The sequence below is a fragment of the Hyphomicrobium denitrificans ATCC 51888 genome (assembly GCF_000143145.1).
GTDB lineage: Bacteria > Pseudomonadota > Alphaproteobacteria > Rhizobiales > Hyphomicrobiaceae > Hyphomicrobium_B > Hyphomicrobium_B denitrificans.
The window spans coordinates 2,501,881-2,524,337 of sequence record NC_014313.1 but is presented as its reverse complement, the minus strand read 5'-3'; the positions used below and the strand labels follow the sequence as shown (position 1 = coordinate 2,524,337).

Here is a 22,457-nt window from a genome sequence, read left to right as displayed (position 1 = left end):
ATGCTGGTTCATAATCCGTCCTCATGGAGGTCGTTGAAGCTGAGCGTTTATTCTGCTGCGTCGGCTAGAAATTTATTAGGCGCCGGCTTGTGAAAATCTTCCGGAAAACCGCGCAGGGCGCTTCTCACGGGATAGGGCGTGAGGCCGCCGAGCGCGCAGAGAGATCCGTCTGTCATCGTTTCGCAAAGATCTTCGAGAAGCTCGATATTCCGCTCGCGATCGACGTCCGCGATGATGCGATCCATCACCTCGACGCCGCGCGTCGAGCCGATGCGGCATGGCGTGCACTTACCGCAGCTTTCGATAGCGCAGAATTCCATCGCGAAGCGGGCCATTTTCGCCATGTCGACCGTGTCGTCGAACACGACCAAACCGCCGTGGCCGACCATCGCGTCGACCTTCGCGAATTCCTCGTAATCCATCGGCACGTCGAACTTCGACTCCGGCAGATACGCGCCGAGCGGTCCGCCGATCTGCACCGCGCGCACCGGCCGGCCGCTGTAGGTGCCGCCGCCCCAGTCCTCGATCAGCTGTCGCGTCGTGACGCCAAACGCCTTCTCGACCAGACCGCCCTGCTTGATGTTGCCGGTAATCTGGAACGCCAGCGTTCCGCGCGAGCGACCGATGCCGTAATTCTTGTAGAACTCGCCGCCCTTCGCGAGAATGATCGGGACAGCCGCGAAGCTCATGACGTTGTTGATGATCGTCGGCTTGCCGAACAGACCCTCGATCGCAGGGATCGGCGGCTTGTAGCGCACGAGACCGCGCTTGCCTTCGAGGCTTTCGAGCATCGACGTTTCTTCGCCGCAGACATAGGCGCCAGCGCCCATGCGCACGAAGAGGTCAAATGAATATCCCGAGCCCTGAATGTTATCGCCGAGCCAGTTCGCTGCGCGCGCGATTTCGATCGCCTGCCGCAGGTTATGGACCGAATGCGGATATTCCGAGCGGACGTAGATATAGCCCTTGGTGGCGCCGCCGGCGACGGCCGCGATCGTCATGCCTTCGATGAGGCAGAAAGGATCGCCTTCCATGAGCATGCGGTCGGCGAACGTGCCGCTGTCGCCTTCGTCGGCGTTGCAAGCGACGTACTTTTGATCAGCCGCAATGTCGTGGACTGTTTTCCACTTTATGCCAGTCGGGAAGCCGGCGCCGCCGCGACCGCGCAAACCCGAAGTCGTCACTTCGGTGACGATGTCGATCGGCTTCATCGCGAGGGCCTTGGTCAGGCCGTCATAGCCACCGTGCTTGCGATAATCTTCGATCGAAAAAGGATCGGTGATGCCGCAGCGCGCGAACGTCAGCCGTTCCTGATTCTTGAAGTAGGGAATTTCTTCCGTCAGGCCGTGGCCGAGCTTGTGGTCCTTGCCGTCGAGAAAACCGGAATCGAAAAGGCTCGGAACGTCCTTCACGCTCACAGGCCCATAGGCCACCCGGCCTTTGGACGTCTCGACTTCGACGAGCGGCTCCAGATAAAGCATGCCGCGCGATCCGTTGCGGACCACGCGAACGTCGAGCTTACGCTTGCTGGCTTCGTTGATGATGGCGTCTGCGACTTCGTCAGCGCCCATCGAAAGCGCGGCGGCGTCCAGGGGAACGAATACCGTGGTCATTCCGCGGCCTCCTTCTCAAGGCCGGCGATGATTTCATCAAACCGTTTGGGATCGACCCTGCCGTAAAGCTTCTCTCCCACCATAACGGCCGGCGAGAGAGCGCAGTTCCCGAGGCAGAAGACCTGCTCGATCGTCACCGCGCCGTCAGCCGTGGTGCCGCCGAGCGGCACGTTCAGCTTGGATTCGGCGTGCTGGCAAAGCTCATCGGTTCCCATCGACTGACAGGCCTCGGCGCGGCAGATCTTGACGACATGCTTGCCGACCGGATGGCGATGGAACTCATGGTAAAAGGTCAGAACGCCATAGATTTCGGCGCGTGAGCGATTGAGCGCCTTGGCGATGATCGGCAGCGTCTCTTCCGGGACATAGCCCAGGTCGTGCTGCATCTCGTGAAAGATCTCGAGAAGCTCGTCAGGCTTATTGCCATGACGCGCACAAATAGCCGCCGCCGCGATCTGCACGGGCGTCGTAGGGGTGATTTCGGGCTTGGTATCGCCCTTTGGTGAACGTCCAACTTTTTTCGCCATGTGGCGCGCTTCCTCGCACGGCCCGACGGCAATTCTAGGCCGAACTTGTTATTTAGATGCGCACTTGCCGCGATTTTTCTAGTGTTTTATTTCGCGGCCCCAATCAAATCGGTATCTCCGATCCGGTCATCGACGCCATCAATGCTGCAATGCGAAAACTAATGGTAGGCCCACAGTTTAAGTATTTTTCTGGTTTGCCATCTGCACCGCAGAAATCCCATGCGTCGAAAAGGACGCGGCCGCTTCCCGGAAAGCGCGAATAAGCGGAGCAACAGGATCGCGGTCGGCGGTGATCATGCCGACGCTTTGCGCGACATTGGGCGAGGTCAGCGAAATGGCCTGCACGTCCGGGTCTTCTCCGAAAATGCCGACGATGTATTCCGGCATGATGCTCGCGAGACCCATCAATTTGACGCTCGAATAGAGATTAACGACCGAATTCGTCTCTAATGCCGGGTTCGGACGACTCTCCGCAATCTTGAAAGCCCGGTCGATGATCCGCCGGTTCTGCATGTTCGACGTCGGAAGGCCGAGCGGCAGCTCCGCCGCTTGGCGCCAGGTAACCGATTGCTCCTTCGCGAGAGCATGCCCCGCCGGAACGAAAAGGCTGTAGCGCTCAGTGTAAAGCGGGGTCGCCATCAGTCCGTTGATAGGCTCATTATCGAGATAAGTAATGCCCGCATCGAGCGAATAGTCGTCGAGGCCCCGTAGGATTTCCTCGGAACTCATCGACATCACGGTGAAGTCGATATGCGGGTGCAACTTTCTGACCGCCTGGGTCAGGTAGGGGATCATCGGCAGCGCCGAGGGAATGGCGCCTAACGCCAGCCTTCCGGTCAACCCGAAATCGCTAGTCGCGAGATGCGCCAGCTCCTGATGCATCGACGCCCAGTTGTTCAGGATGAGCTGCGCCCACTTCAGAACGCGGGCGCCTTCCTGCGTCAGCCCCTGATACCGCTGACCGCGCTCGACGATCGGAACGCCGAGCTCAAGCTCGAGCTGCCGGATGCGGCCCGAGAGCGTTGGCTGCGTGACGTGACAGGCATTCGCGGCACGCGTGAAATGCTTTTCACGCGCCAGCGCGACGAGATACTGAAGCTGACGGATATCCATAAACGCTCTCTGCGGCGAGAGCTGTAATCTTCAATGTTTCCCTAGCGGAAAGCAATGGCGCGGTTTCAGCACGCCATGCCGTCGGCATCGAAGACATGCCCCGAGAGGCGACGCCCCCGATGTGATGCGAGATAGAGCGCAAGCGTCGCGACATCGGGCTCGTTCGTGAGGACTGCGCCGTCATTGAAGCCGCTGTCGCCGACCACGCACGGCCCAACCGCGTTGATGCGGATGCCCTGGCCAGCCCAGCCCTGCGCTTCGTTCGCCGTCATCGCCGCCAGCGCCGTGCGCGCGTAGCCGGCAACGGCCGTATCGCGGGCGCTCGTCGGCCGCGGCATTTTCAGGACGTTAAGGATGAGGCCTTCGCTCAGAACCAGGTTCATGCGATTGGCGACGATGCGTGTCAGCTGCGCGAGCGGCGAAAGCTTCTCGGTGATCAGCATTTCCAGATCGCTGTCGCGCTTCACCGCCGCGAGTTCATCCGAGGAAATGGATGCCATGTTGACGGCGGCGTCGAGCCCGCCATAGGCCTGCGCTGATGTCTGAGCAAAAGCAGCGGCGCTGTCGGCGCTCGAGATATTCTGCGTATGCAGGCGAATATCGCCAGCCGTCTGCGTCAGAACAGCCGCAAGTTCGATCAGCTCAGGGGAAAGCTCGGCCGTGTGCACGATCAGACGCGCCTGCAAGTCGGCGAACGAACGCGCAATGTCGATGCCCGACGTTGCGGTAAGACCAGTTATAAGGATGCGCGCCTGCGCGAACTCACTCGTTACATACCCATCGGCACTCGTACTGACACGATCCATGTACATGGCGCTTGATCCCCTGCTCAACAGATAACGCAATACCGGCACACGCGAGAGGCGCTGTCGGTCGTACGATACCACGGCGATTCGCCTAACGAGACCTAAACAGCACCCCGATTCGGGTGTGCCGGCGACAGGTCAAGGGCGGATTTGCGGCTTTGCACCGAGACTCGCAACGTGCACGCCGATCCTGATGTGTGACTGACGCGCGCCGCATGCGCTGGGAATCGAGCCGATAGAGGCTTAGGCTACGGAAACTTGGTGATAGGTCCCGCGCTCTGCATTGCATCTCGCTTCGCGAGCCTGCGAAGCTTGTCAGAGACACGAATCGATGGGCGGCCTGAAGACCATGAGAAGACAAGACGAAACGAAGCCTTCGGCAGCACCTGCAACATCAGGGGCGGCGGGCGCGGCGGGTGCGCAAAGCGCGCCCCATACGCCCGGCCCGGACGTCGCGTCGAAACCCGATGCGGCCGCCGAACCGAAAAAAGAGTCAGGGCTGCGAGACGGCTTCGTGCTTCTGAGCATTGTGGTCGTCGCCGCTGCGATCGCGACGATGCTTTACGCGCAGTTCGGTTTGCCGCTGGGCGCCTCGATCGGCGCGGGGGTCGGCGCCTGGATGCTGTTCATGCTGATCCACAAGCAGGTGCAGAAATCGACGCAGATCGCAGAATTGAAAGCCGAGTTGGCGCGCACACGCTTTCAAAGCGCTAAACCGCAACGCCCGGCTGCGCTTCGCGGGATGAAACTTTCGCCCGCGACCGGCGCAGGCAGCGAATCGCGCCAGCCGGAATTCCCGTCGGCCACGACCGCTTCCGATGCGGCGAAAGCTGCGGCCGCTGTCGCACGCTCCGCGCCGTTGGGTGCGGCCCCGCATCGCCCCGCCGCAAATGCAGATGTCGCGTCTACGCCCGTCTCGGCGCCCGTTCATGGCCGTTTGTCCGTGCCGCCGCTGCGCGGCGCTATGCCGACGCCAGAACAGGAGGCTGCCGAAACATCGCTGAACGACACATCGAACGATCTGACTGCAATGCGTTTCCCGGCATCGGGAATCGAAGCCGCGCGCGACGAGCGTTCGTCCACGGGCGGCGCCGAGTTGATCCGCGACCAGTGGTCGTTCCGCCCGCGCACCGAAGCCTCGGCACCGGGTTCGCCGGCCGCTGCTCGCAGCGCGACGACCGTCGAAGGTGATCTGGAACTCGTGCAGCGCAAGATTCGCGAGCTAGCCGATGAGGTGAACTTCGTCGAAGCCGCGCGCGCGCCCGCAAAACCAATGCGTCCTGAGATGCGTTCGACACCAACGACCGACGCCATCGAGCATTCGATCGGTGCGCTGAAGGCCGCTGCCACCACGATGCGCGAGCGCCCGGGCGGCCTCGGCGACTTCATCCCGAAATCCGTTATTCCGGAGCCTGCGCCGTCGTCGTCGTCGCCCAAGCCGGCGTCGCTGCCGGACCTCGGCGAGCTCGTCATTCCCGCAACGGCCGAACGTATCGCGGGCGCCGACCATAGTCCGAAAAAGGCCGAGCCCGAGCTTGAGGCATCGCAGCACGAGCCGCACCATGAATTGCCGCTTCCTGAACGGCCGCTGGTCGACTTCGGCATGAACAGCGCTCCGCCTGCTGCACCGGCGCCGAACAGTCGCGAGCTTGCTCAGGCGATCGATACCGCCGCGATCGATGTCTTCCTTGCGCCGATCGTGACGTTGTCCGAGCACGCCGTGAATCACTATGAGATGACGGTCGCGCTGCGCACGCCCGATGGCACACGTCTCGACTCGCGCGAGGAAGAGTTCGCGCACGCCGGTCCGGATCTCGCCGCCAAGTTTGACAGCGAGCGGCTTCAGCGCGCCGCAGCTCTCTCGCTTCGCATGGAAGCGCGCGACAAGGATGGTTCGCTGCTTGTCGAAGTCATGGGCGGCTCGCTGTCGGAGCGCGCTTTCCTCGAAACCATCGCGCAGGTGTACGGCACCCGCCCCAAGGTTGCGACGCAGCTCGTCGTTCTTCTGACGCAGCGCGCGATCGACGCGTTCACGCCTTCCGTCTGGCAGGCCATTCGCGACATGCACGCCTATGGTTTCCGCTTTGCGCTCGACGGCATCGAACATATGCGTACCGACTTCGCAGCGCTGGCTGTGGCGGGCTTCCGCTTCATCCGCCTGCCGTCACACGTCGTTTTCGATGGCTTCACCGCGTCCGATCGCTTCGTTGCAGCTGACGAAATCTATCAGCGTGCGACGCTCGCGGGCCTGTCGATCATCGCCAGCGGCATCGCGGATGCGAAAACGCAGAAGCGTCTTCTGGAGATCGGCGTCGATCTCGGACAGGGCGCGCTGTTCGGCGTTCCGCGGCAGGTGATGCTGACCGGACCGTCAAACCAGTCGGCCGCCGCCTGAGACGCAATTGAAGCGGACGACGCATCGCCGCGCCGTCCGCCAAACCCGCTCACGCCGATGACAGGTTGATCTCCTGACGCTATAGGGCACTCCGCGTGCCGACGCATGGCGCGCGGAGACACCTGGATCATCAATGACTGCAATTCCGGTTCTGCAATCGATCGCACCGCTCGCTGCAACGGCGGATCTTTGGTTCGTCGATATCTGGGGCGTCATGCACAACGGCGTGCGCCCCTATGCGTCTTCCGTCGCCGCATGCGAAGCATTCCGGCAGCAAGGCGGCACGATTCTCCTCGTCACCAACTCGCCGCGCCCGCGCGAAAGCGTTGCCCGCCAGCTCGACGGCATCGGAGTCGCGCGCTCCGCCTACGACGGTATCGTCAGCTCCGGCGATGTCTCGCGCAGCCTCATCGAAGATTGGGCGGGCGAGCCGATCCTCCACATCGGCCCCGAACGTGATTTGCCGGTATTCGCCAACTTGCAGGCAACCCCCGGAGCCGGCGTCGCCGACGCGGTCGTCGCCGTCTGCACCGGCCTTTATGACGACGAGAAAGAAACGCCGGCCGATTACGCAGAGATGCTCGCAAAACTAAAGGCGCGCGACATACCGATGATCTGCGCCAATCCGGATCAGAAGGTCGAGCGCGACGGACGCCTGATCTATTGCGCCGGTGCGATCGCGCGCGCCTACAAAGCGCTGGGCGGCATCGTGAGTTACGCGGGCAAGCCGTTTCAGCCGATCTACGATCTAGCGCTCGAGATCGGCAGTGACACGCGCGGCAAATCGATAGCGAAAGACCGCGTGCTCGCGATCGGCGACGGCGTTTCAACGGACATCGCGGGCGCAAGCAATTTCGGCATTCGTTCGGTTTTTATCGCGAGCGGCGTCGACGTGAACGCGAACGAGAATGTCGGTGCCGCCGCCGCACGCCTGTTCGCGAACTCGTCAGCTCAGCCCATCGCTGTCATGAACGGCTTCAACTGGTAATCGCATCGCGCGACACGCATCCGGCAAGCTGTTCCGCCTTCTTCCGTCATGGCCGAGCAGCATCCACGGCAAACGCGCCCTCAGGCAATTCGCGCGACCGGTCGTGGCCGCGCAATAGTGCGCGGCACACCGAACGTAGATGGCTGCCTTCGCGGCCATGACGGGAGAAGGTGGTCGTCCGCCGATTTTCTGTCACGCTGCATGCCAGAAAATTTCGAAGGCTGGCAAAGCGCAGCCTTTCAATACCATCGTCATGGCCGCGCAGGCGGCCATCCACGGCAATTAGATGGTCAGCACGATCTTGCCGATGTGTTCGCTCGACTCCATGCGCGCGTGAGCTTTCGCCGCGTCCGCCAACGGAAATGTGCTGTCGACCGGGATCTTGATTTTCCCCGACGCCACCAGCGGAATAACCTTTTCCTCCAAAGCGCGCGCGATGCCGCCCTTCACGTCGTTCGAACGGATGCGCAGCGTCGATCCGGTGATCGTCAACCGCTTCAGCATCACGCGGATGAAGTCGATCGTCGCCGTCGAACCTTTCTGATACGCGATATTGACCAGACGTCCGTCATCCGCCAGCGCGCGGATGTTCTTGTCGATGTAGTCGCCGCCGACCATGTCGAGAATGACATCGACGCCGCGTTTGCCCGTTTCGGTTTTGACGACTTCGGAAAAATCCTGGGTCCGATAATTGATCGCGATGTCCGCGCCGAGCGCGCGCGCGGCCTCGCACTTCTCGTCGGAGCCGACCGTGGTGATGACGCGCGCACCGAACGCCTTCGCAAGCTGGATCGCCGTGACGCCGATACCGCTCGTGCCGCCGTGCACGAGAAACGTCTCGCCCGCTTTCAGCGCGCCGCGCTCGAACACATTGTGCCAGACCGTGAAGAACGTTTCCGGGATCGCGGCCGCGTCGATGAACGAAAGGGCTTCGGGCTTGCGAATGCAGCAGAGCGCCGGCGCAATGGCATATTCCGCATACCCGCCGCCGGGCGTCAGTGCGAGCACCGCATCGCCGACGGCAAGTCCATTGACGCCCTCTCCGAGTGCCGCGACGAGGCCCGCGACCTCGAGTCCCGGAAGCTCGGAATGGCCTTTCGGCGCCGGGTAATTTCCTTGACGCTGCAGCACGTCCGGCCGGTTGACGCCTGCCGCTGCAACTTTGATCAGCACGTCACCCGCGCCCGGCGTCGGCACGGGAAGGTCGCGCACCTGCAGAACTTCGGGCCCGCCTTTTCCTTTGATGACAACGGCTTTCATGGAGGTCTGGGCGCTCATCTGCTGATCTTTCATTGTGGGAGTGCGCGAGCAATGCACGCTCCGATCCTGCCTCGCAAGCCGCGCCAACGCGTCACGAAGGCTCAGCGCCTCGACCGCGCGGGCCCGCTTGGCTACTGTTACGTTGGGATGAAGCTCAGCATGGAGGTGCGCCAGTGGACCTTGATGACCTGATGCCGGCAAAGAAGCCGAGCGGTGTCGTGATCGGAGAAAACCTGTCGACGTTGTCCGTCGCAGAACTCGAAAAGCGGATCACGGATCTCAATTCCGAAATCGAACGCGTGCGTATCGAACTCGACAAGAAGCGAAAGCATGAAGCCGCAGCGCAGGCGCTTTTTAAATCATGAAGCGCGCGTTAATTTGGTTCGTCGAATGCCGAATATCGCGCTTAAGAAAAAGCGCGTGATCGAGAAAGCTCATGCGCGCGGCAATCCTGAATTTCGCGTCGCGCGCGAGCAACGTCCGCTTAACCCGAACTTAAGCATATCGCGGCAAAGTCACCACCGATCCGGGCCATCTGGATTGAAGCGGCCCCTCTGCCGCTTGTTTGACGCCTCCTGTTGACTTTCGAGCTGTCCATAAAAGTGGGCGGCTCTTTTTTTGCATTGTCCACAGCATCGAAAAAAGTGCCCCGTTTTGGGCGTTCTTATTAACTATGGTGCCCTACTGTCAGTTCGTGATAGCAACAGCGGACGGGTAAGCGTTTGTATCGTTGAGGGTCATGAGTAACGTATTCAGCGTCGACGGCGCGCAGCAAAGCGGCGCCATAACGGTCTCGTTCGGAGAACGCTTTCAGTCCTCCGAGCAGTTTGACCACATCTTCCGCGAAGGCATGGCGCTGGTCGAGCGCACCGCGAGCTATCTCGATGGCCCGGGCCGCAAGGAAGCAAAGAATCTGAACGGTTCGGCGGGTGTGCTCTATGCAACCGAGAGCATGCGCCTGACGACCCGTCTCCTGGATCTCGCGTCGTGGCTCCTGATCCGCCGCGCTTTGCGCGAGGGTGAGATCACCGACGAAGAGGCGCAGAAGAAACGCCGCCGCGTAAAGCTGCAGGCGTTCGGTCGCCCCTCGCACGTCAAAGGTTTTCCGGATCTCCCGAACGGCCTCAGAGGCCTGATCGAGGAAAGCTTCGCGCTGCACGACCGCATCTCTCAGCTCGACCGCGCGATGTCGAAGCCGGACGATAGCGAAGCACTGACCGGCGCAGCAAACCCCGTCGCGCAGCAGGTCGGACTGCTCGAGCGCGCTTTCGCGAGCAAGCTCAGCTGAGCACCGCCAATATCGAAATCAAAAAAAGGCCCGGTCATCGAACCGGGCCTTTTTATTGCGGAAATCTATAAGTCGCGAAGCCGCGATCAGAACATGCCTTCGAACTTCTTCTTGAAGCGCGACAGACGGCCACCGCGGTCCATCAGCTTCTGATCGCCGCCTGTCCAGGCGGGATGCGTGTTCGGATCGATGTCGAGCGTCAGCGTGTCGCCCTCTTTGCCGTAGGTCGAATAGGTGGTGAATTCCGACCCATCGGTCATCACGACTTTGATCTGGTGATAATCGGGGTGGAGATCGGCGTCTTTCTTCATGGCGGTAGTCCGTCTTGAAAATGCGTTGCTGGCGGCGAAGCTCCAGAAAGCTCCGGCCCTTTAGATTGAAAAGGGACTGAATTGGCTGCTGTGTACCCGGAAAGAGGGCACTGCACAAGGCCGGAAAGTCGCACGTGGAGCGCGCGCGAACGGCCTGGCAGCGGCCCATTGTCTCTTGAGCCGGGGCTTAGGCTCAGGCATGGTCCCGGGCGGCTTTAAGGGTTGAAACGGCTATGTTTCCCCGAGCGTTGGATCAGAAAAGCCGATGAGCAGCGAAACGACTGATTTGGGCCGCCGGGAAACGTCGACGGGCGAAAACGCCTCGAAAGGACGTGCCTCGCTGAAGCCGCTCCTCGCGTTGAAGCCTTTGATACTGGCTCATAAAGGCGCGCTCTGGGGGGCCGCGATCGCGGTCGTCATGTCGGCGGTTGCGATGCTGGCGGTGCCGATGGCCGTCCGGCGCATGATCGACAACGGCTTCGGTTCGCACGACTCTCACCTGATCAATAGCTACTTCCTGACGCTGATCGGCATCGGCCTGCTGCTCGCGATCGCAAGCCCGGCCCGGTTCTATTTCGTCAACTGGATCGGCGAGCGGGTGGTCGCCGATCTCCGCACGAAAGTTTTCGCGCAACTTTCGACGCTCGGACCGGCCTATTTCGACGTCAACCACTCCGGCGAAATCATGAGCCGCCTGACGGCGGACACGACGCAGATCAAGGCCGTCGCCGGGTCGTCGCTCAGCCAGGCAGCGCGCAACTTCATCATGCTGATCGGCGCGCTGGTGATGATGTTCGTCTCGAGCGCCAAGCTTTCGCTGCTCGTCTTCATCGCGATCCCGGTGATCGTTCTGCCGCTTGTCGGCTTCGGCCGCCTCGTTCGGCGCTTGTCGCGAACGGCACAGGACACGCTTGGCGATGCCTCCGCCTACGCGGCTGAAAACCTTGCCGCGCATCGCACGATGCTCGCCTACGTCAACGAGAAGGCCGTAACGGCGCGCTTCAGCAGCGTTGTCGAGCGCGCCTTCGATGCCGCCCGCCAGCGAATGCGGGCGCGCGCCGCGCTGACAGGCGTCGCGATCTTCCTGACGGTCGCGAGCGTCACGGGCGTGCTCTGGTACGGCGCATCTGACGTCATCTCAGGCAACATGACGGCCGGACGCCTCGGTCAGTTCGTTCTCTATGCGCTGTTCGCGGCCGGAGCCCTCGCAGAACTCTCCGAGGTCTGGGGAGAGATCACGCAGGCGGCCGGCGCCGCCGAACGGCTTTCGGAAATGATGGCGACGATCCCGGAAATCCGCTCGCCGGAGAAACCCGTCCCGCTACCTCAGCCGCCGCTCGGCACCGTGGCATTTGAGAACGTCACGTTCTCCTATGCGACGCGCCGCGATGAAAAAGCGCTCGACGGCGTTTCGTTCAACGTCAAGCCCGGCGAGACGATCGCGCTGGTCGGGCCGTCGGGCTCTGGCAAAAGCACGATCTTCAATCTGCTTCTGCGTTTCTACGATCCGAGCGCGGGACGCGTCGATGTCGATGGCGTCAACGTCGCCGATGCCGATCTTGCCGAGCTTCGCGGCAGGCTCGCGCTTGTCCCGCAGGACGTAGCATTGTTCGCCGACACCGTCGCCGAAAACATTCGTTACGGGACGCCGAACGCAACGCTGGCGGACATTCGACAAGCGGCGATCGCGGCCCAGGCCGACGGCTTCATCAGCGCGTTGCCCGGTGGATATGACTGCAAGCTCGGCGAGCGCGGCGCGCTGCTGTCGGGCGGCCAACGCCAGCGCATCGCCATCGCCCGCGCGATTTTGAAGAATGCGCCGATCTTGCTCCTCGACGAGGCGACGAGCGCGCTCGATGCCGAAAGCGAGCATGCCGTGCAGCACGCTCTCGACGGCTTGGTGACCGATCGCACGACGCTGGTGATCGCCCACCGCCTCGCGACCGTGCAGAAGGCCGACCGCATCCTGGTCATGGAAAAAGGCCGCATCGTCGAGGCCGGCACGCACGCCGAGCTGGTCCGCCGCAACGGCACATACGCGCGGCTCGCCGAGCTTCAGTTCGGACGCGAAGCCGCAGAATAAGCGGTCGCCGCTCGCGAGGCCGGCGGCACTCTTAACTGCCGGTTAATGCCTCGCCACTCATGATGGCCGCATGAGAGGATTGCTCGCCATCGTCATCCTGTTCGCGGCCTTTGCTTACGACATGTCGTACAACGGCGGCGCAGGCATGGATTGGGTTCTGACAACCTTGGGCGTGCGATAGCGCGCGCTCGACGTCTGCGCCTCGACGCCCGCTGCGCTCAGCGGCTGGTCAGCTTCAGCTCGATACGCCGGTTGCGCTGGTAAGCCTCTTCCGTGTTGGAAGCATCCACCGGCTGAAATTCTCCATAACCCGCCGCAACGAGCCGGTCTGCCGGAACGCCCCGCAACACCAGATATTTGACGACGGAGGCCGCGCGCGCCGTCGACAGTTCCCAGTTCGACGGATATTGCGGATTTGAAATCGGGCGCGCGTCGGTATGACCGTTGATCTGCAGCGCCCAGTCGATGTCGCCAGGAATTTCCTTCTGGAGTTCCAGGATCGCTTCAGCGATCTGATCCATCGCCGCCATGCCTTCCGGCGTCAGCGAGGCGGAGCCGGATGAAAACAGAACTTCCGATTCAAACACGAAGCGGTCGCCGACGACGCGGATATCCTTGCGATCCTTCAGCAGCTCCCTGAGGCGCCCGAAGAAGTCCGAGCGATAGCGCTTCAGCTCCTGCACCTGCTGAGCCAGCGCCGCATTGAGACGCGCTCCGAGATCCTTGATCGTCTTGTCGCTTTCAGCGCCTTTCTTCTCTGCCGCGTCGAGCGCGTCGCTCAAGCCGGCGATCTGCCGGCGCAACGCAATGAGCTGCTGATTTAGAAGATCGACTTTCGAGAGCGCTTCATCCGAGATGTTCTTTTGCGACTGCAGATCGGAGCTGAGCCCGGCAAGCTTGTCCTCAGCGGACTTGGCGCGCTCATCCGCTCCAAGGCCGACGCCTGTCAGCTTCTCGTTTTCCGTCTTGAGACTCGAAAGCGTCGCCTGCAGTGCTGCAAGCTCATCCTGCGAGGACTGCGCCTTTCCCTTTTCGAGAGAGAGCATCGACGTCAGCTCGCTGATCTGCCGCGTCAGGCGCTTCAACGCGGAGTCTTTTCCTGACGCTTCCTCGGCGGAAAAATATTGCGCGATCATGAAGATCGACATCAGGAGCGTGACGACGAGCAGCAGCGTCGACAGCACGTCGACGTAGGCTGGCCAGAACTCTCCGTATTCTCCGCCGCGGCGGGAGCGTCCGCGCGCCATGGCTCTAGTCTCCGCGCTTCATTGCGTCAGCGAGGTTCTTCAGCATGCTCGCGACTTCCGCCTGCTGTTGCGCCTGCTCGTCGACCCACTCGCGAACGACCTTCTGTTCCGACCGCATCTGCGTCACGAGTTGATTGACGCCGCGCGCGAGGTCGCGAACCTCTTCCGGATTGGCGCCCTGCGGCTGCCCCAGCATGCGCGGCGGAACGACGGGCTGTTCGCCGAGGCGAGCCGTGAAATCTTCCAGTGCCTTCTGCATGTCGACGATCGCGCCGAGCAGCTGCCGGTTGACGTAATCGCTGGAACCGACCGCCGTGCCGCCCGGCGTCAGCTCGGTGATGCCCGACAGCCATTCTTCCAGTTCGTTATAGAAGCGATTGTGCGCGTGGCTCGCCTGCAGTTCGAGGAAACCCAGAATGAGCGATCCCGACAACCCGAGCAGCGAGGATGAAAACGCCGTGCCCATGCCTGCGAGCGGAGCGGAAAGACCTGCTTTCAAATCGCTGAAGAGTTGGACATTGTCCGACGCTTTTGTGTCGAGTGTATCGATGGCGCGGCCGACGGACTGGATCGTCTCAAGCAAGCCCCAGAACGTTCCGAGCAGGCCGAGGAACACGAGCAGCCCGACCATATAGCGGCCGGTATCGCGCGCTTCGTCCAAGCGCGAGCCGATCGAATCCATGAACGAGCGCATCGCCGCCGTCGACAGTGAGATCGTTCCCGTCCGGTCGCGCAGCATCGTCGCCATAGGTGTGAGCAGCACCGGCTTGGCGCTGATCGAGAGTCCAGGGTCGGCGATGCGAAACGCGTTGACCCAGCGGATTTCAGGATAAAGCCGGAAGACTTGCCGGTAGGCGTAGATGATGCCGAGCACCAGCGTGCCGACGATCAGTCCGTTAAGGCCCGGATTGTTCAGAAACGAATGCTTGAGCTGATCGAACAGAATGGCGGCGAGAAAGCCGACCAGCGTCAGGAATATCGTCATGCGCAGCAAAAAGACACCGGGCGGTGTCAGACGGCGCGAAACCGGTGCGAGTGCCGCGGTATCGCCCGGGCGGATCTTGGCCATTGGTGGTCTCCCCGAACGTCCCCCGCGGACTATCACCAAATCTTAGCGCAAGCGTCTCCCATCGAAAACCGGCAACATCATGCCGAAATGGCGTTGCATTCCGATCTCAGGTCACGCTTTCGTAAAAAGCAGTCCACCGAATGCCTTATGAAGCGTCGTATTCGCAGCAAGAATGTCTCCGCTTTCGAGGAATTTGTCCCCGCCGCTGAGATCGCTGACCAGCCCGCCCGCTTCCCGCACCATGACGATCCCGGCCGCGATATCCCAGGGCTTCAGGCCATGTTCCCAGTAGGCGTCGAAGCGTCCCGCTGCCACGAACGCGAGATCCAGCGCCGCTGAACCGGAGCGCCGGATGCCGGCGACTTCCTGCATCAAGGTTCCCATCTCTTGCAGGAACCGGGAATGATTGGCACGGCCCCGGTGCGGAATGCCGGTCGTGACCAGCGAATCCGCCAGCGTCTTGCGCGACGCGACGCGCAGGCGCCGGTCGTTCATGAACGCGCCTTTGCCCTTCTCGGCGGTGAAAAGCTCGTCGCTGGCCGGGTTATAGATGACGCCCGCGATCAGCTGGCCTTCGCGTTCGAGCGCGATAGAAATCGCGAACAGCGGATTGGAGTGCAGGAAGTTCGTCGTGCCGTCGAGCGGATCGACGATCCAGCGATGCGTCTTGTCGGCGCCTTCGATTTCGCCGCGCTCTTCCATCAGGAAGCCGTAGCCCGGACGCGCCTTCGACAGCTCCTTGAAGATGATGTCTTCGGCTTTGTGATCCGCCGCCGACACGAAATTCGCCGGACCCTTGATCGAAACCTGTAGCTGCTCGACCTCGCCGAAGTCGCGGGACAGGCTGCGTCCAGCCTTGCGGGCTGCCGTAATCATGACGTTGAGGGTAGGCGATACGTTGATCATCGGGATGAAGGTCCGGGCGCGCTGCGCAAATGGCGAGAAAGGGCGGCTCTAGCCCCTCTCTAAACAACAAGCAAGGCTTGCAATGGCTTAGAGGTTTACACGGGCTTTGCGAGCGGCGTTAGGGCGCGGACCCGACCTCAATCTGGTCATGCCAGGCCGACGCCGCAGCTTCCGCTTTCTGGCGCTGGGCCTTGGGCAGATTGGCAACCATCGCGTCGAGTTCTTTGTCTTCAAAGCCGTTTTTCTTGGCGATCAGCCGCCATGTCGCCGCTTCGACCGGGTCTTTGTCGACCTTGATGCCGTCGCGATAGAGATAGGCCATGCGGTTCTGCGCGCCCGGAACGCCTTTGTCGGCCGCCGCCTTCATCAGCACCGCGATCTTGGATTCATCCTTCGAAAGTCCGAAGCCCTGCAACAGTTTGACCGCGTAGTCATATTGCGCCGGTGTCAACCCTTGCTCGGCCGCGCGTGACAGCCATCGGGCCGCCTCGAGCGCATTGGCTTCGGTCCCGGTGCCCGTCTGATAGAGTTCGGCGAGATCGTATTGCGCCTCCGGAACGCCTTTCTCCGCCGCGTAACGGATGTGCTGAAACGCGCGGATCGGGCTCTGCGGTTTGCCGTCCCCTTTGAGGAACAGCATTCCGAGATTGTAATTCGCTTCCGCGTTTCCGGTGAGCGCCGCCTTCTCGAAAAGCTCCGCCGCGACCTTGCGGTCTTTCTTGACGCCGCGTCCCTCGGCAAGCGCCAAAGCCGCGGCGAACGATCCCTGCACGTCGCCGAGCTGCGCCGCCTTCATGTAGTAGTCGTAGGCTTTCCGCTCGTTCTTCTGGACGCCGAGACCTTCGCCGTAGATACGGCCGATCAGCGTATTGGCCTGCGCTTCGCCGCGTTGGGCCGCTTCCTCTGCGAGCTTCAACGCGGTCAGGTATTGCCCCTGATCGAACGCGAGGTAAGCGGCGTTGTCGCCGGTCGCGGGCACCAGCGATGGGATCGCTTTCTTGATCCCCGTCGCACCGGAGTCCTGCGCGGCTGCGGGCGAAGGCGCTCTGGGCGGCGGCAGTGGGGACGCTGACGGCGCCGGAGACGATTTTGGCACCGACGTTTCGCGCGCCGACCATGAACTCGTCTCGGCGCTGAGCGGACTTGCCGCGCAGAGCAGCAGCGCTGTCGTCCCAAGGCGCAGAATAAGGTTCGGATTGCGCGTCACGTTGCATCCTCGTGGGCCGAAACCGCTTCGCTGTAGGCGCGAACGCGTGCTGCAGCCTCGGAAGCCGATTGGTCCGCCGCGATCGTGATGCCGACGAAATCCGCCCCGGCAGCGCTGAGGGCGCGTGCATGCTCGGCATTGGCAACGTCAAGCGCCACGCACGGAATCTCGAAGACCTCGCTCCACCATGTAACAAGATCGAGCTGCCGTTCGGCGGCGCGGCTGCGGTCGTCCACATGCGGCGGAATTCCAAACGCAACGTAATCGGCATCCGCTTCGCCGATCTGCATGGCGTCGTCGCGCGTTCGACCTGCGTCCGCTCCGACGATCAAGTCCCGGCCAGCGGCTTGCCGAACGCTTCTGTAGCGTTCGACGACGTCGGCGGACCACGCGACGTGAACGCCGTCTGCGCCGACATCGCTGGCAATGCGCACGTCATTGACGAGAACAGCGACCCCTTGTTTCTGCGCGAGCGCCGTCAGCTCTCGAACGACTTGCGCATCGTACGCCGCGCCGGGGCCCGGACGGATCAAAAGGCTCGCGACCGGCGACGCTTCGAGTACCGCAGACAACACGGGCCGAGACTGCGCCGATGGCCCGGTAATCACATAGTCCAGATAAAGCTTCGACCCGCTCGACACGCTCAATTCTCCGCATTTGCGTTCGCTCTTCGAAGCCGATTGCGGCGGAAACAAGAACGACTTTTGCTGCCTGGGACTTCTCGTTACACTCAAATAGGGTTTTCCGGGACACAGCACTGTTTTTTCGCCGGATTTTTCATGGCCGACGGTTTACCAGACTATGCGAACGGGCCATGTTCCGCTTAAGCCCCATTTTTTCGGCGTTTTTCCGCCAACATGAGGGCTCACCAACTGTCAGACGGGTACCTGACGTCGGCGTGCTTCTCGCCTAACGGAGCCATTTGGGAAATGAACAAGCTTTCCGCTCTGCGCGCTTTCAGCTTTGGAGTGTTGGCGTTCTGTTCGGCTGGGAGTGTAGCGGCGCTCGCTGAAACAAGTTCCGGGACGTCGGAAAGCGGCGCGACGACGACATACTTTCCGCCTGCGACCAACTCCGCAGCACCGGTTCCGCAGACGACGAGCGCGCTTCCGGAGGCTGCTAGGCCGCCTGCGCCGATAACAGAGCCGGCTCCGGCAACCGCTGTTGCTCCGTCTGATGCTGCTCCTGCAACTGAAACGCAGCCTGCGCCCTCAACGGCCGCCGTGACGCCGCCCGCAGAGTCGCCCTCGACATCCACACCCGCTGCGACGGAATCTGCAACCGCGCCTGCGTCGGGGGCTCAGCCAGAGGCTCAACCGGCATCGCCGGCTGCTGCCGCAGCAGCCCCGGAGACGCTTGTCAGTCCGGTCGTCGAAGCGGCACGCACAAAACTTACAGACAAATCGCTTGGCGGCAGAAACAACCTCTCGTCGGACATTGCCGCGGCCAGCGACTACTACAATTCGCACAAAGAGCCGCTTTGGGTTCACGACGGCAGCTTCAACGACAAAGCCAAGTCGGTGATCTCGGAACTTCGGAAGGCGGACGATTGGGGCCTCGAGTCCTCAGATTTCGTTATTCCGGCTCTTGCGAGCAACGCCGATGCCGATGCGCAGGGAAGTGCAGAAGCGCAGTTGACGCTCGCGGCTTTGAAGTACGCGCGCTTCGCGCGTGGCGGCCGTCTCGATCCCGCCTCGCTGAGCAACATTCTCGACATGAAGCCGCCGGTTAAAGATCCCAAGACAGTGATGCGCGAACTCGCGGATGCATCGCACCCCGGTCCCTTTCTGCGCGGGTTCAATCCGAAGCATGACGGGTTCGAGAAACTGCGCCAGGAACTGCTCAAGGCGCGCGGCGTGACCGTCGAGGAGGAAGCGCCAACCGATCCCGCTGAAGAGGTGAAGCTCCCGCGCGGTAAGGTGCTCCGGCTCGGAACGCGAGACGATCAGGTCGCACTGCTTCGTCAGCGCCTGAAAGTCCCGTCCGAAAGCCCCGATGCCAACGATCTTTATGACGACGCTCTGCTCGATGCGGTGAAGGATTATCAGCGCGCGAACGGGTTGACGCCAGACGGTCTGGTCGGAAACGGCGTGCGCAATGCCTTGAATGGCGGCGGCAAGTCGAAACGCATCGATCCGGCACGCAACGTCGATCGCCTGATCGTCAACATGGAGCGCTGGCGTTGGCTGCCTGAGAATCTCGGTTCATTCTATGTGATGAACAACATTCCTGAGTACACCAGCGAAATCTGGAGGGGTAAGGAGCGCGTTCTCAACCAGAGAATGATCGTGGGACAGCCGTCGTGGCCGACACCCGTTCTCACCGCCAGCATGCAGTACGTCATCTTCCGGCCGAGCTGGGGTATGCCCGACGGCATCAAGGCGAAGGAGCTTGCGCCGCGTCTCAAGCAAGCGTCGAATACCGGCTATGATTTCTTCGATCAGCTTTTCGGCGGCGGTGGCGGCGGAAACAGCGGTGGCGCGCGCGTTCTGCAAGCCTACAAGCTCCAGGTGTCTTTCAATGGCCGCCCGGTCGATCCCAATTCGGTCAACTGGAACACGGCGGATATCCGCCGCTACAGCTTCGTTCAGCCGCCGGGCCCCGATAACCCCCTCGGAATGGTCAAGTTCCGTTTTCCGAACAAGCACGATGTTTACATGCACGATACGCCCGAGCGCGGCCTGTTCGGACAGGCCAATCGCGCGCTGAGCCACGGCTGCCTGCGCGTCGGTGATCCGCGCCGCACGGCGGAAGTGATCTTGCAGGAAGACAAAGGCTATTCAGCCGAAAAGGTCGGAGAGCTTTGGAACGGCGGCGCGGACGTCACGCTCAGCAAGCCCGTTCCGGTCTACCTCGTGTATTTCACGGCGCGCGTTGACGAGGACGGCAAGCTGCGGACTTACGGCGATATCTACGGCAACGATAATCGGGTCATGTCGGCGCTTCGCGGACACCCTGTTCGCTACAACGCGCCGGAAGCCATCGACCCGACCGAAGCTGATGCGCCCGGCGCCATCAGCGACGGCTCGGACTCGATGAGCGATGCGCCGCCTGTTGCCCGCAACAATCGCAACAGCAAGAAGACCGCGTCGTCCAAGAAAAACCCGATCACGCCGGCAACGACGCTGCAGGATGCGCTTTCGAGCATCTTTCTGAACTAGCCCCGGTTGCCGGATCGCCGGACAAGAAAAAGGGCGGCTTTGAGCCGCCCTTTTGATTTTCAAACACGCGACGCCGCGTGGCGGCGAAAGCCGCGTTGATTACGCGGCCTTCTCCAGGGATTGGCTCCATTTGCCGAGCGCTGCCAGTCCGTTCATCTTTGCGCGATGCGCGAACGCGCGCTGGCCGGCGGCGACGTTCTCCGGCTTCCCGGCCCATGTCTTGATCGCAGCCGCCTGCAATGCGCGGCCGTAAGAGAAGGTCAGCGCCCACGGCAACGGACCCGACGCGTTCATCAGCGACAGATGCTCTGTCGCCACCGCGTCGGATTGTCCGCCGGAGAGGAACGCGATGCCCGGAACCGCCGCAGGCACGGTTTCCTTCAGCACCTTCACGGTCTTTTCCGCGACCTCGGCCGCGCTCGCCTGCTTCGGCGACTTCTGGCCCGCGATGATCATGTTCGGCTTCAACACGATGCCTTCGAGATTGACCCGCGCGTCGTAGAGTTCACGGAACACGGTGCGCAGCGTCCACTCCGTCACGCGATAGCATTCGTCGATGTCGTGCGAGGAATGCGGGCCGTCCATCAGCACTTCCGGCTCGACGATCGGAACGATATTGGCTTCCTGCGCGAGCGCGGCATAACGGGCGAGCGCGTGCGCGTTGGCCTTGACGCAATTCCACGTCGGATAGCCGTCCGCGATCGTGATGACCGCGCGCCACTTCGCAAAGCGCGCGCCGAGCTTGTGGTATTCCGCGAAACGCTCGCGAAGTCCGTCCAGGCCTTCGGTGATCGTCTCGACCTTCGACGTCGGCCCCGCCAGCGGCTTCGCGCCCGTGTCGACTTTGATGCCCGGGATCGATCCTGCCGCCTTCATGATGTCGACGAGCGGCGTGCCGTCCTTCGCCTTCTGGCGGATCGTCTCGTCATAGAGAATGACGCCCGAGACGTGATTTTTCATGGCTTCGGTCGAGCGGAAAAGCATTTCGCGATAATCGCGGCGGCTGTCCTCGGTCGAGGCGAGGTTGATCGTGTCAAACCGCTTCTTGATGGTGCTGGTGCTTTCGTCCGCAGCCAGAATGCCCTTGCCGGGCGCAACGAGAGCGCGGGCGATATCTTCGAGTTTCTCGCTCATAAATGCCTCCGAATGGCCTTTGAGGTTTTTTTTCTTTAAACAAAGACGGGCGCCGATCAGGGCGCCCGTCCGAGTTTCATAAAGAGTTAGATCAGTTTTCCCATCGCGACGGCGGTGTCCGCCATACGGTTCGAAAAACCCCACTCGTTGTCATACCAGGCGAGAACGCGAACGAGTTTGCCGTCCAGAACCTTGGTCTGATCAAGGTGGAAGATCGACGACCGCGCATCGTGGTTGAAGTCGATCGAAACGTTCGGCTGGTCTGTAACCCCGAGAATGCCCGAGAGTTCCTGCGACGCGGCGCGCTGGATCGCGGCGTTGATGTCGTCCTTCGTCGTCTCGCGCTTGGCGACGAACTTGAAGTCGACGACCGAGACGTTCGGCGTCGGCACGCGAATCGACGTGCCGTCGAGGCGTCCGTTGAGTTCCGGCAGCACGAGGCCGACGGCCTTGGCGGCGCCCGTCGACGTCGGGATCATCGACATCGCGGCGGAGCGGCCCCGATAAAGATCCTTGTGCAGCGTATCGAGCGTCGGCTGATCGCCCGTGTAGGCGTGGATCGTCGTCATGAAGCCTTTGTCGATGCCGACGAAGTCATGGAGCACCTTGGCGACCGGCGCCAGGCAGTTCGTCGTGCACGACGCGTTCGAGACGACGAGATGATCCTTCGTCAGCTTATCGTTATTGACGCCATAGACGACGGTCAGGTCGGCGCCGTCAGCCGGAGCCGAAACGAGCACGCGCTTCGCGCCCGCATCGAGATGCGCCTTGGCTTTTTCTTTCGACGTGAAGATGCCCGTGCATTCGAGCGCGATATCAACGCCGAGAGCTTTATGCGGAAGTTCGGCGGGGTTCTTGATCGCCGTCACCTTGATCGGTCCGCGACCGGCGTCGATCGTATCGCCAGAAACTTTCACTTCGTGCGGGAAGCGGCCGTGGACGCTGTCGAAGCGCAGAAGATGCGCGTTCGTTTCAACCGGACCGAGATCGTTGATGGCGACGACTTCGATATCCGTGCGTCCGCTCTCGATGATTGCGCGCAGCACATTGCGACCGATGCGGCCGAAACCGTTGATCGCGACCTTCACTGTCATTCTTAGGAATCCTCCAGATCAGGAAGAAAGATCGGGCTCAAACAGCAAACGGGGTTTGACCAGACCGTTTCTCGTGTTCTCTCGATATTTAAGGGGTCTTAAACGTGACGGTATAGGACTCTGTCAATGTGGCAAGGTCCGACTCCACGTGGCCGCTCTTCAAATTTTCATTGGAATGCGCCCAAACACGCTGTCGTTTATTGACGTCGTTTACGATACGCACGTAACGTAGGAAACGAGACTTTGGTGATACGC

General features: G+C 61.7%; 20 protein-coding genes. 7 read left to right on the top strand and 13 right to left on the bottom strand.

The features are described from left to right. Positions 1-47: 47 nt before the first annotated feature. The 4 genes from HDEN_RS12160 to HDEN_RS12145 all read right to left on the bottom strand — a co-directional run bounded on the left by HDEN_RS12160 (position 48) and on the right by HDEN_RS12145 (position 4,065). Positions 48-1,613, bottom strand: a complete 1,566-nt coding sequence (locus HDEN_RS12160; protein ID WP_013216421.1) for a formate dehydrogenase beta subunit — start codon at positions 1,611-1,613, stop codon at positions 48-50. After that, the gene (locus HDEN_RS12155) at positions 1,610-2,140 is read right to left on the bottom strand and encodes a formate dehydrogenase subunit gamma (RefSeq protein WP_013216420.1); all 531 of its coding nucleotides are present in this window, start codon (positions 2,138-2,140) and stop codon (positions 1,610-1,612) included. Before HDEN_RS12155 ends, HDEN_RS12160 begins: the two co-directional genes overlap by 4 nt. Positions 2,141-2,317: 177 nt before the next feature. Beyond that, positions 2,318-3,253, bottom strand: a complete 936-nt coding sequence (locus tag HDEN_RS12150) for a LysR family transcriptional regulator (protein ID WP_013216419.1) — start codon at positions 3,251-3,253, stop codon at positions 2,318-2,320. Between the two features lie 65 nt (positions 3,254-3,318). Further along, complete coding sequence (locus HDEN_RS12145; protein WP_013216418.1) at positions 3,319-4,065, bottom strand: SDR family oxidoreductase; 747 nt, start codon at positions 4,063-4,065, stop codon at positions 3,319-3,321. Between the two features lie 343 nt (positions 4,066-4,408). Between HDEN_RS12145 and HDEN_RS12140 the strand changes: the two genes are divergently transcribed. Together HDEN_RS12140 and HDEN_RS12135 are read left to right on the top strand one after the other, a co-directional pair. Continuing rightward, positions 4,409-6,454, top strand: a complete 2,046-nt coding sequence (locus tag HDEN_RS12140; protein ID WP_245256631.1) for an EAL domain-containing protein — start codon at positions 4,409-4,411, stop codon at positions 6,452-6,454. A gap of 133 nt (positions 6,455-6,587) precedes the next feature. Then, positions 6,588-7,442 carry a TIGR01459 family HAD-type hydrolase gene (locus tag HDEN_RS12135; protein WP_013216416.1) on the top strand — a complete coding sequence of 285 codons (855 nt, stop codon included), beginning with the start codon at positions 6,588-6,590 and terminating at the stop codon, positions 7,440-7,442. Positions 7,443-7,724: 282 nt separating this feature from the next. On the opposite strand, the gene HDEN_RS12130 is transcribed toward HDEN_RS12135, so the two are convergent. After that, positions 7,725-8,720, bottom strand: coding sequence for an NAD(P)H-quinone oxidoreductase (locus HDEN_RS12130; protein ID WP_041922025.1), 996 nt, complete (start codon positions 8,718-8,720; stop codon positions 7,725-7,727). Between the two features lie 33 nt (positions 8,721-8,753). Here HDEN_RS12130 and HDEN_RS18385 point away from each other — a divergent pair, with 33 nt between their 5' ends. From HDEN_RS18385 to rcdA, 3 genes are all read left to right on the top strand, one after another. Continuing rightward, on the top strand, positions 8,754-8,894 hold the full coding sequence (locus HDEN_RS18385; RefSeq protein ID WP_013216414.1) for a hypothetical protein: 141 nt from the start codon (positions 8,754-8,756) through the stop codon (positions 8,892-8,894). Then, positions 8,876-9,067, top strand: coding sequence for a DUF1192 domain-containing protein (locus tag HDEN_RS12125; RefSeq protein ID WP_013216413.1), 192 nt, complete (start codon positions 8,876-8,878; stop codon positions 9,065-9,067). The genes HDEN_RS18385 and HDEN_RS12125 overlap by 19 nt, the downstream gene beginning before the upstream one ends. A gap of 374 nt (positions 9,068-9,441) precedes the next feature. Further along, positions 9,442-9,990: a protease adaptor protein RcdA gene (rcdA, locus tag HDEN_RS12120; RefSeq protein WP_013216412.1), complete on the top strand. Its 549-nt coding sequence runs from the start codon at positions 9,442-9,444 to the stop codon at positions 9,988-9,990. 86 nt (positions 9,991-10,076) lie between these two features. On the opposite strand, the gene rpmE is transcribed toward rcdA, so the two are convergent. Next, positions 10,077-10,301 carry a 50S ribosomal protein L31 gene (rpmE, locus tag HDEN_RS12115; protein ID WP_013216411.1) on the bottom strand — a complete coding sequence of 75 codons (225 nt, stop codon included), beginning with the start codon at positions 10,299-10,301 and terminating at the stop codon, positions 10,077-10,079. Positions 10,302-10,566: 265 nt separating this feature from the next. Between rpmE and HDEN_RS12110 the strand changes: the two genes are divergently transcribed. After that, a complete protein-coding gene (locus tag HDEN_RS12110) occupies positions 10,567-12,384 on the top strand; it encodes an ABC transporter transmembrane domain-containing protein (protein WP_013216410.1) in 1,818 nt (605 codons plus the stop codon). Positions 12,385-12,602: 218 nt separating this feature from the next. On the opposite strand, the gene HDEN_RS12105 is transcribed toward HDEN_RS12110, so the two are convergent. From HDEN_RS12105 to HDEN_RS12085, 5 genes are all read right to left on the bottom strand, one after another. Then, positions 12,603-13,631 (bottom strand): peptidoglycan -binding protein, encoded by a 1,029-nt coding sequence (locus HDEN_RS12105; protein ID WP_013216409.1) that lies wholly within the window; start codon positions 13,629-13,631, stop codon positions 12,603-12,605. A gap of 4 nt (positions 13,632-13,635) precedes the next feature. Next, the gene (locus HDEN_RS12100; protein WP_013216408.1) at positions 13,636-14,700 is read right to left on the bottom strand and encodes a hypothetical protein; all 1,065 of its coding nucleotides are present in this window, start codon (positions 14,698-14,700) and stop codon (positions 13,636-13,638) included. Between the two features lie 111 nt (positions 14,701-14,811). Next, positions 14,812-15,606: an inositol monophosphatase family protein gene (locus HDEN_RS12095; protein ID WP_013216407.1), complete on the bottom strand. Its 795-nt coding sequence runs from the start codon at positions 15,604-15,606 to the stop codon at positions 14,812-14,814. Between the two features lie 118 nt (positions 15,607-15,724). After that, entirely contained in the window at positions 15,725-16,813 is a 1,089-nt protein-coding gene (locus HDEN_RS12090) for a tetratricopeptide repeat protein (RefSeq protein ID WP_013216406.1), read from the bottom strand. Next, entirely contained in the window at positions 16,810-17,454 is a 645-nt protein-coding gene (locus tag HDEN_RS12085; protein WP_013216405.1) for a thiamine phosphate synthase, read from the bottom strand. Before HDEN_RS12085 ends, HDEN_RS12090 begins: the two co-directional genes overlap by 4 nt. 288 nt (positions 17,455-17,742) lie before the next feature. Between HDEN_RS12085 and HDEN_RS12080 the strand changes: the two genes are divergently transcribed. Next, entirely contained in the window at positions 17,743-19,974 is a 2,232-nt protein-coding gene (locus tag HDEN_RS12080; protein WP_013216404.1) for a L,D-transpeptidase family protein, read from the top strand. Between the two features lie 99 nt (positions 19,975-20,073). On the opposite strand, the gene HDEN_RS12075 is transcribed toward HDEN_RS12080, so the two are convergent. Further along, complete coding sequence (locus HDEN_RS12075; RefSeq protein WP_013216403.1) at positions 20,074-21,108, bottom strand: class I fructose-bisphosphate aldolase; 1,035 nt, start codon at positions 21,106-21,108, stop codon at positions 20,074-20,076. A gap of 86 nt (positions 21,109-21,194) precedes the next feature. Then, the gene (gap, locus tag HDEN_RS12070; RefSeq protein WP_013216402.1) at positions 21,195-22,202 is read right to left on the bottom strand and encodes a type I glyceraldehyde-3-phosphate dehydrogenase; all 1,008 of its coding nucleotides are present in this window, start codon (positions 22,200-22,202) and stop codon (positions 21,195-21,197) included. Positions 22,203-22,457: the final 255 nt, after the last annotated feature.

Excerpts from the sequence above, each read along its gene's own strand:
- HDEN_RS12075 (WP_013216403.1), bottom strand. The coding sequence starts at position 21,108 with ATGAGCGAGAAACTCGAAGATATCGCCCGCGCTCTCGTTGCGCCCGGC.
- HDEN_RS12095 (WP_013216407.1), bottom strand. The coding sequence starts at position 15,606 with ATGATCAACGTATCGCCTACCCTCAACGTCATGATTACGGCAGCCCGC.
- HDEN_RS12105 (WP_013216409.1), bottom strand. The coding sequence starts at position 13,631 with ATGGCGCGCGGACGCTCCCGCCGCGGCGGAGAATACGGAGAGTTCTGG.
- HDEN_RS12155 (WP_013216420.1), bottom strand. The coding sequence starts at position 2,140 with ATGGCGAAAAAAGTTGGACGTTCACCAAAGGGCGATACCAAGCCCGAA.
- HDEN_RS12140 (WP_245256631.1), top strand. The coding sequence starts at position 4,409 with ATGAGAAGACAAGACGAAACGAAGCCTTCGGCAGCACCTGCAACATCA.
- HDEN_RS12150 (WP_013216419.1), bottom strand. The coding sequence starts at position 3,253 with ATGGATATCCGTCAGCTTCAGTATCTCGTCGCGCTGGCGCGTGAAAAG.
- HDEN_RS12100 (WP_013216408.1), bottom strand. The coding sequence starts at position 14,700 with ATGGCCAAGATCCGCCCGGGCGATACCGCGGCACTCGCACCGGTTTCG.
- rpmE (WP_013216411.1), bottom strand. The coding sequence starts at position 10,301 with ATGAAGAAAGACGCCGATCTCCACCCCGATTATCACCAGATCAAAGTC.
- rcdA (WP_013216412.1), top strand. The coding sequence starts at position 9,442 with ATGAGTAACGTATTCAGCGTCGACGGCGCGCAGCAAAGCGGCGCCATA.
- HDEN_RS12080 (WP_013216404.1), top strand. The coding sequence starts at position 17,743 with ATGAACAAGCTTTCCGCTCTGCGCGCTTTCAGCTTTGGAGTGTTGGCG.
- HDEN_RS12135 (WP_013216416.1), top strand. The coding sequence starts at position 6,588 with ATGACTGCAATTCCGGTTCTGCAATCGATCGCACCGCTCGCTGCAACG.
- gap (WP_013216402.1), bottom strand. The coding sequence starts at position 22,202 with ATGACAGTGAAGGTCGCGATCAACGGTTTCGGCCGCATCGGTCGCAAT.
- HDEN_RS12145 (WP_013216418.1), bottom strand. The coding sequence starts at position 4,065 with ATGTACATGGATCGTGTCAGTACGAGTGCCGATGGGTATGTAACGAGT.
- HDEN_RS18385 (WP_013216414.1), top strand. The coding sequence starts at position 8,754 with ATGCACGCTCCGATCCTGCCTCGCAAGCCGCGCCAACGCGTCACGAAG.
- HDEN_RS12130 (WP_041922025.1), bottom strand. The coding sequence starts at position 8,720 with ATGAGCGCCCAGACCTCCATGAAAGCCGTTGTCATCAAAGGAAAAGGC.
- HDEN_RS12160 (WP_013216421.1), bottom strand. The coding sequence starts at position 1,613 with ATGACCACGGTATTCGTTCCCCTGGACGCCGCCGCGCTTTCGATGGGC.
- HDEN_RS12110 (WP_013216410.1), top strand. The coding sequence starts at position 10,567 with ATGAGCAGCGAAACGACTGATTTGGGCCGCCGGGAAACGTCGACGGGC.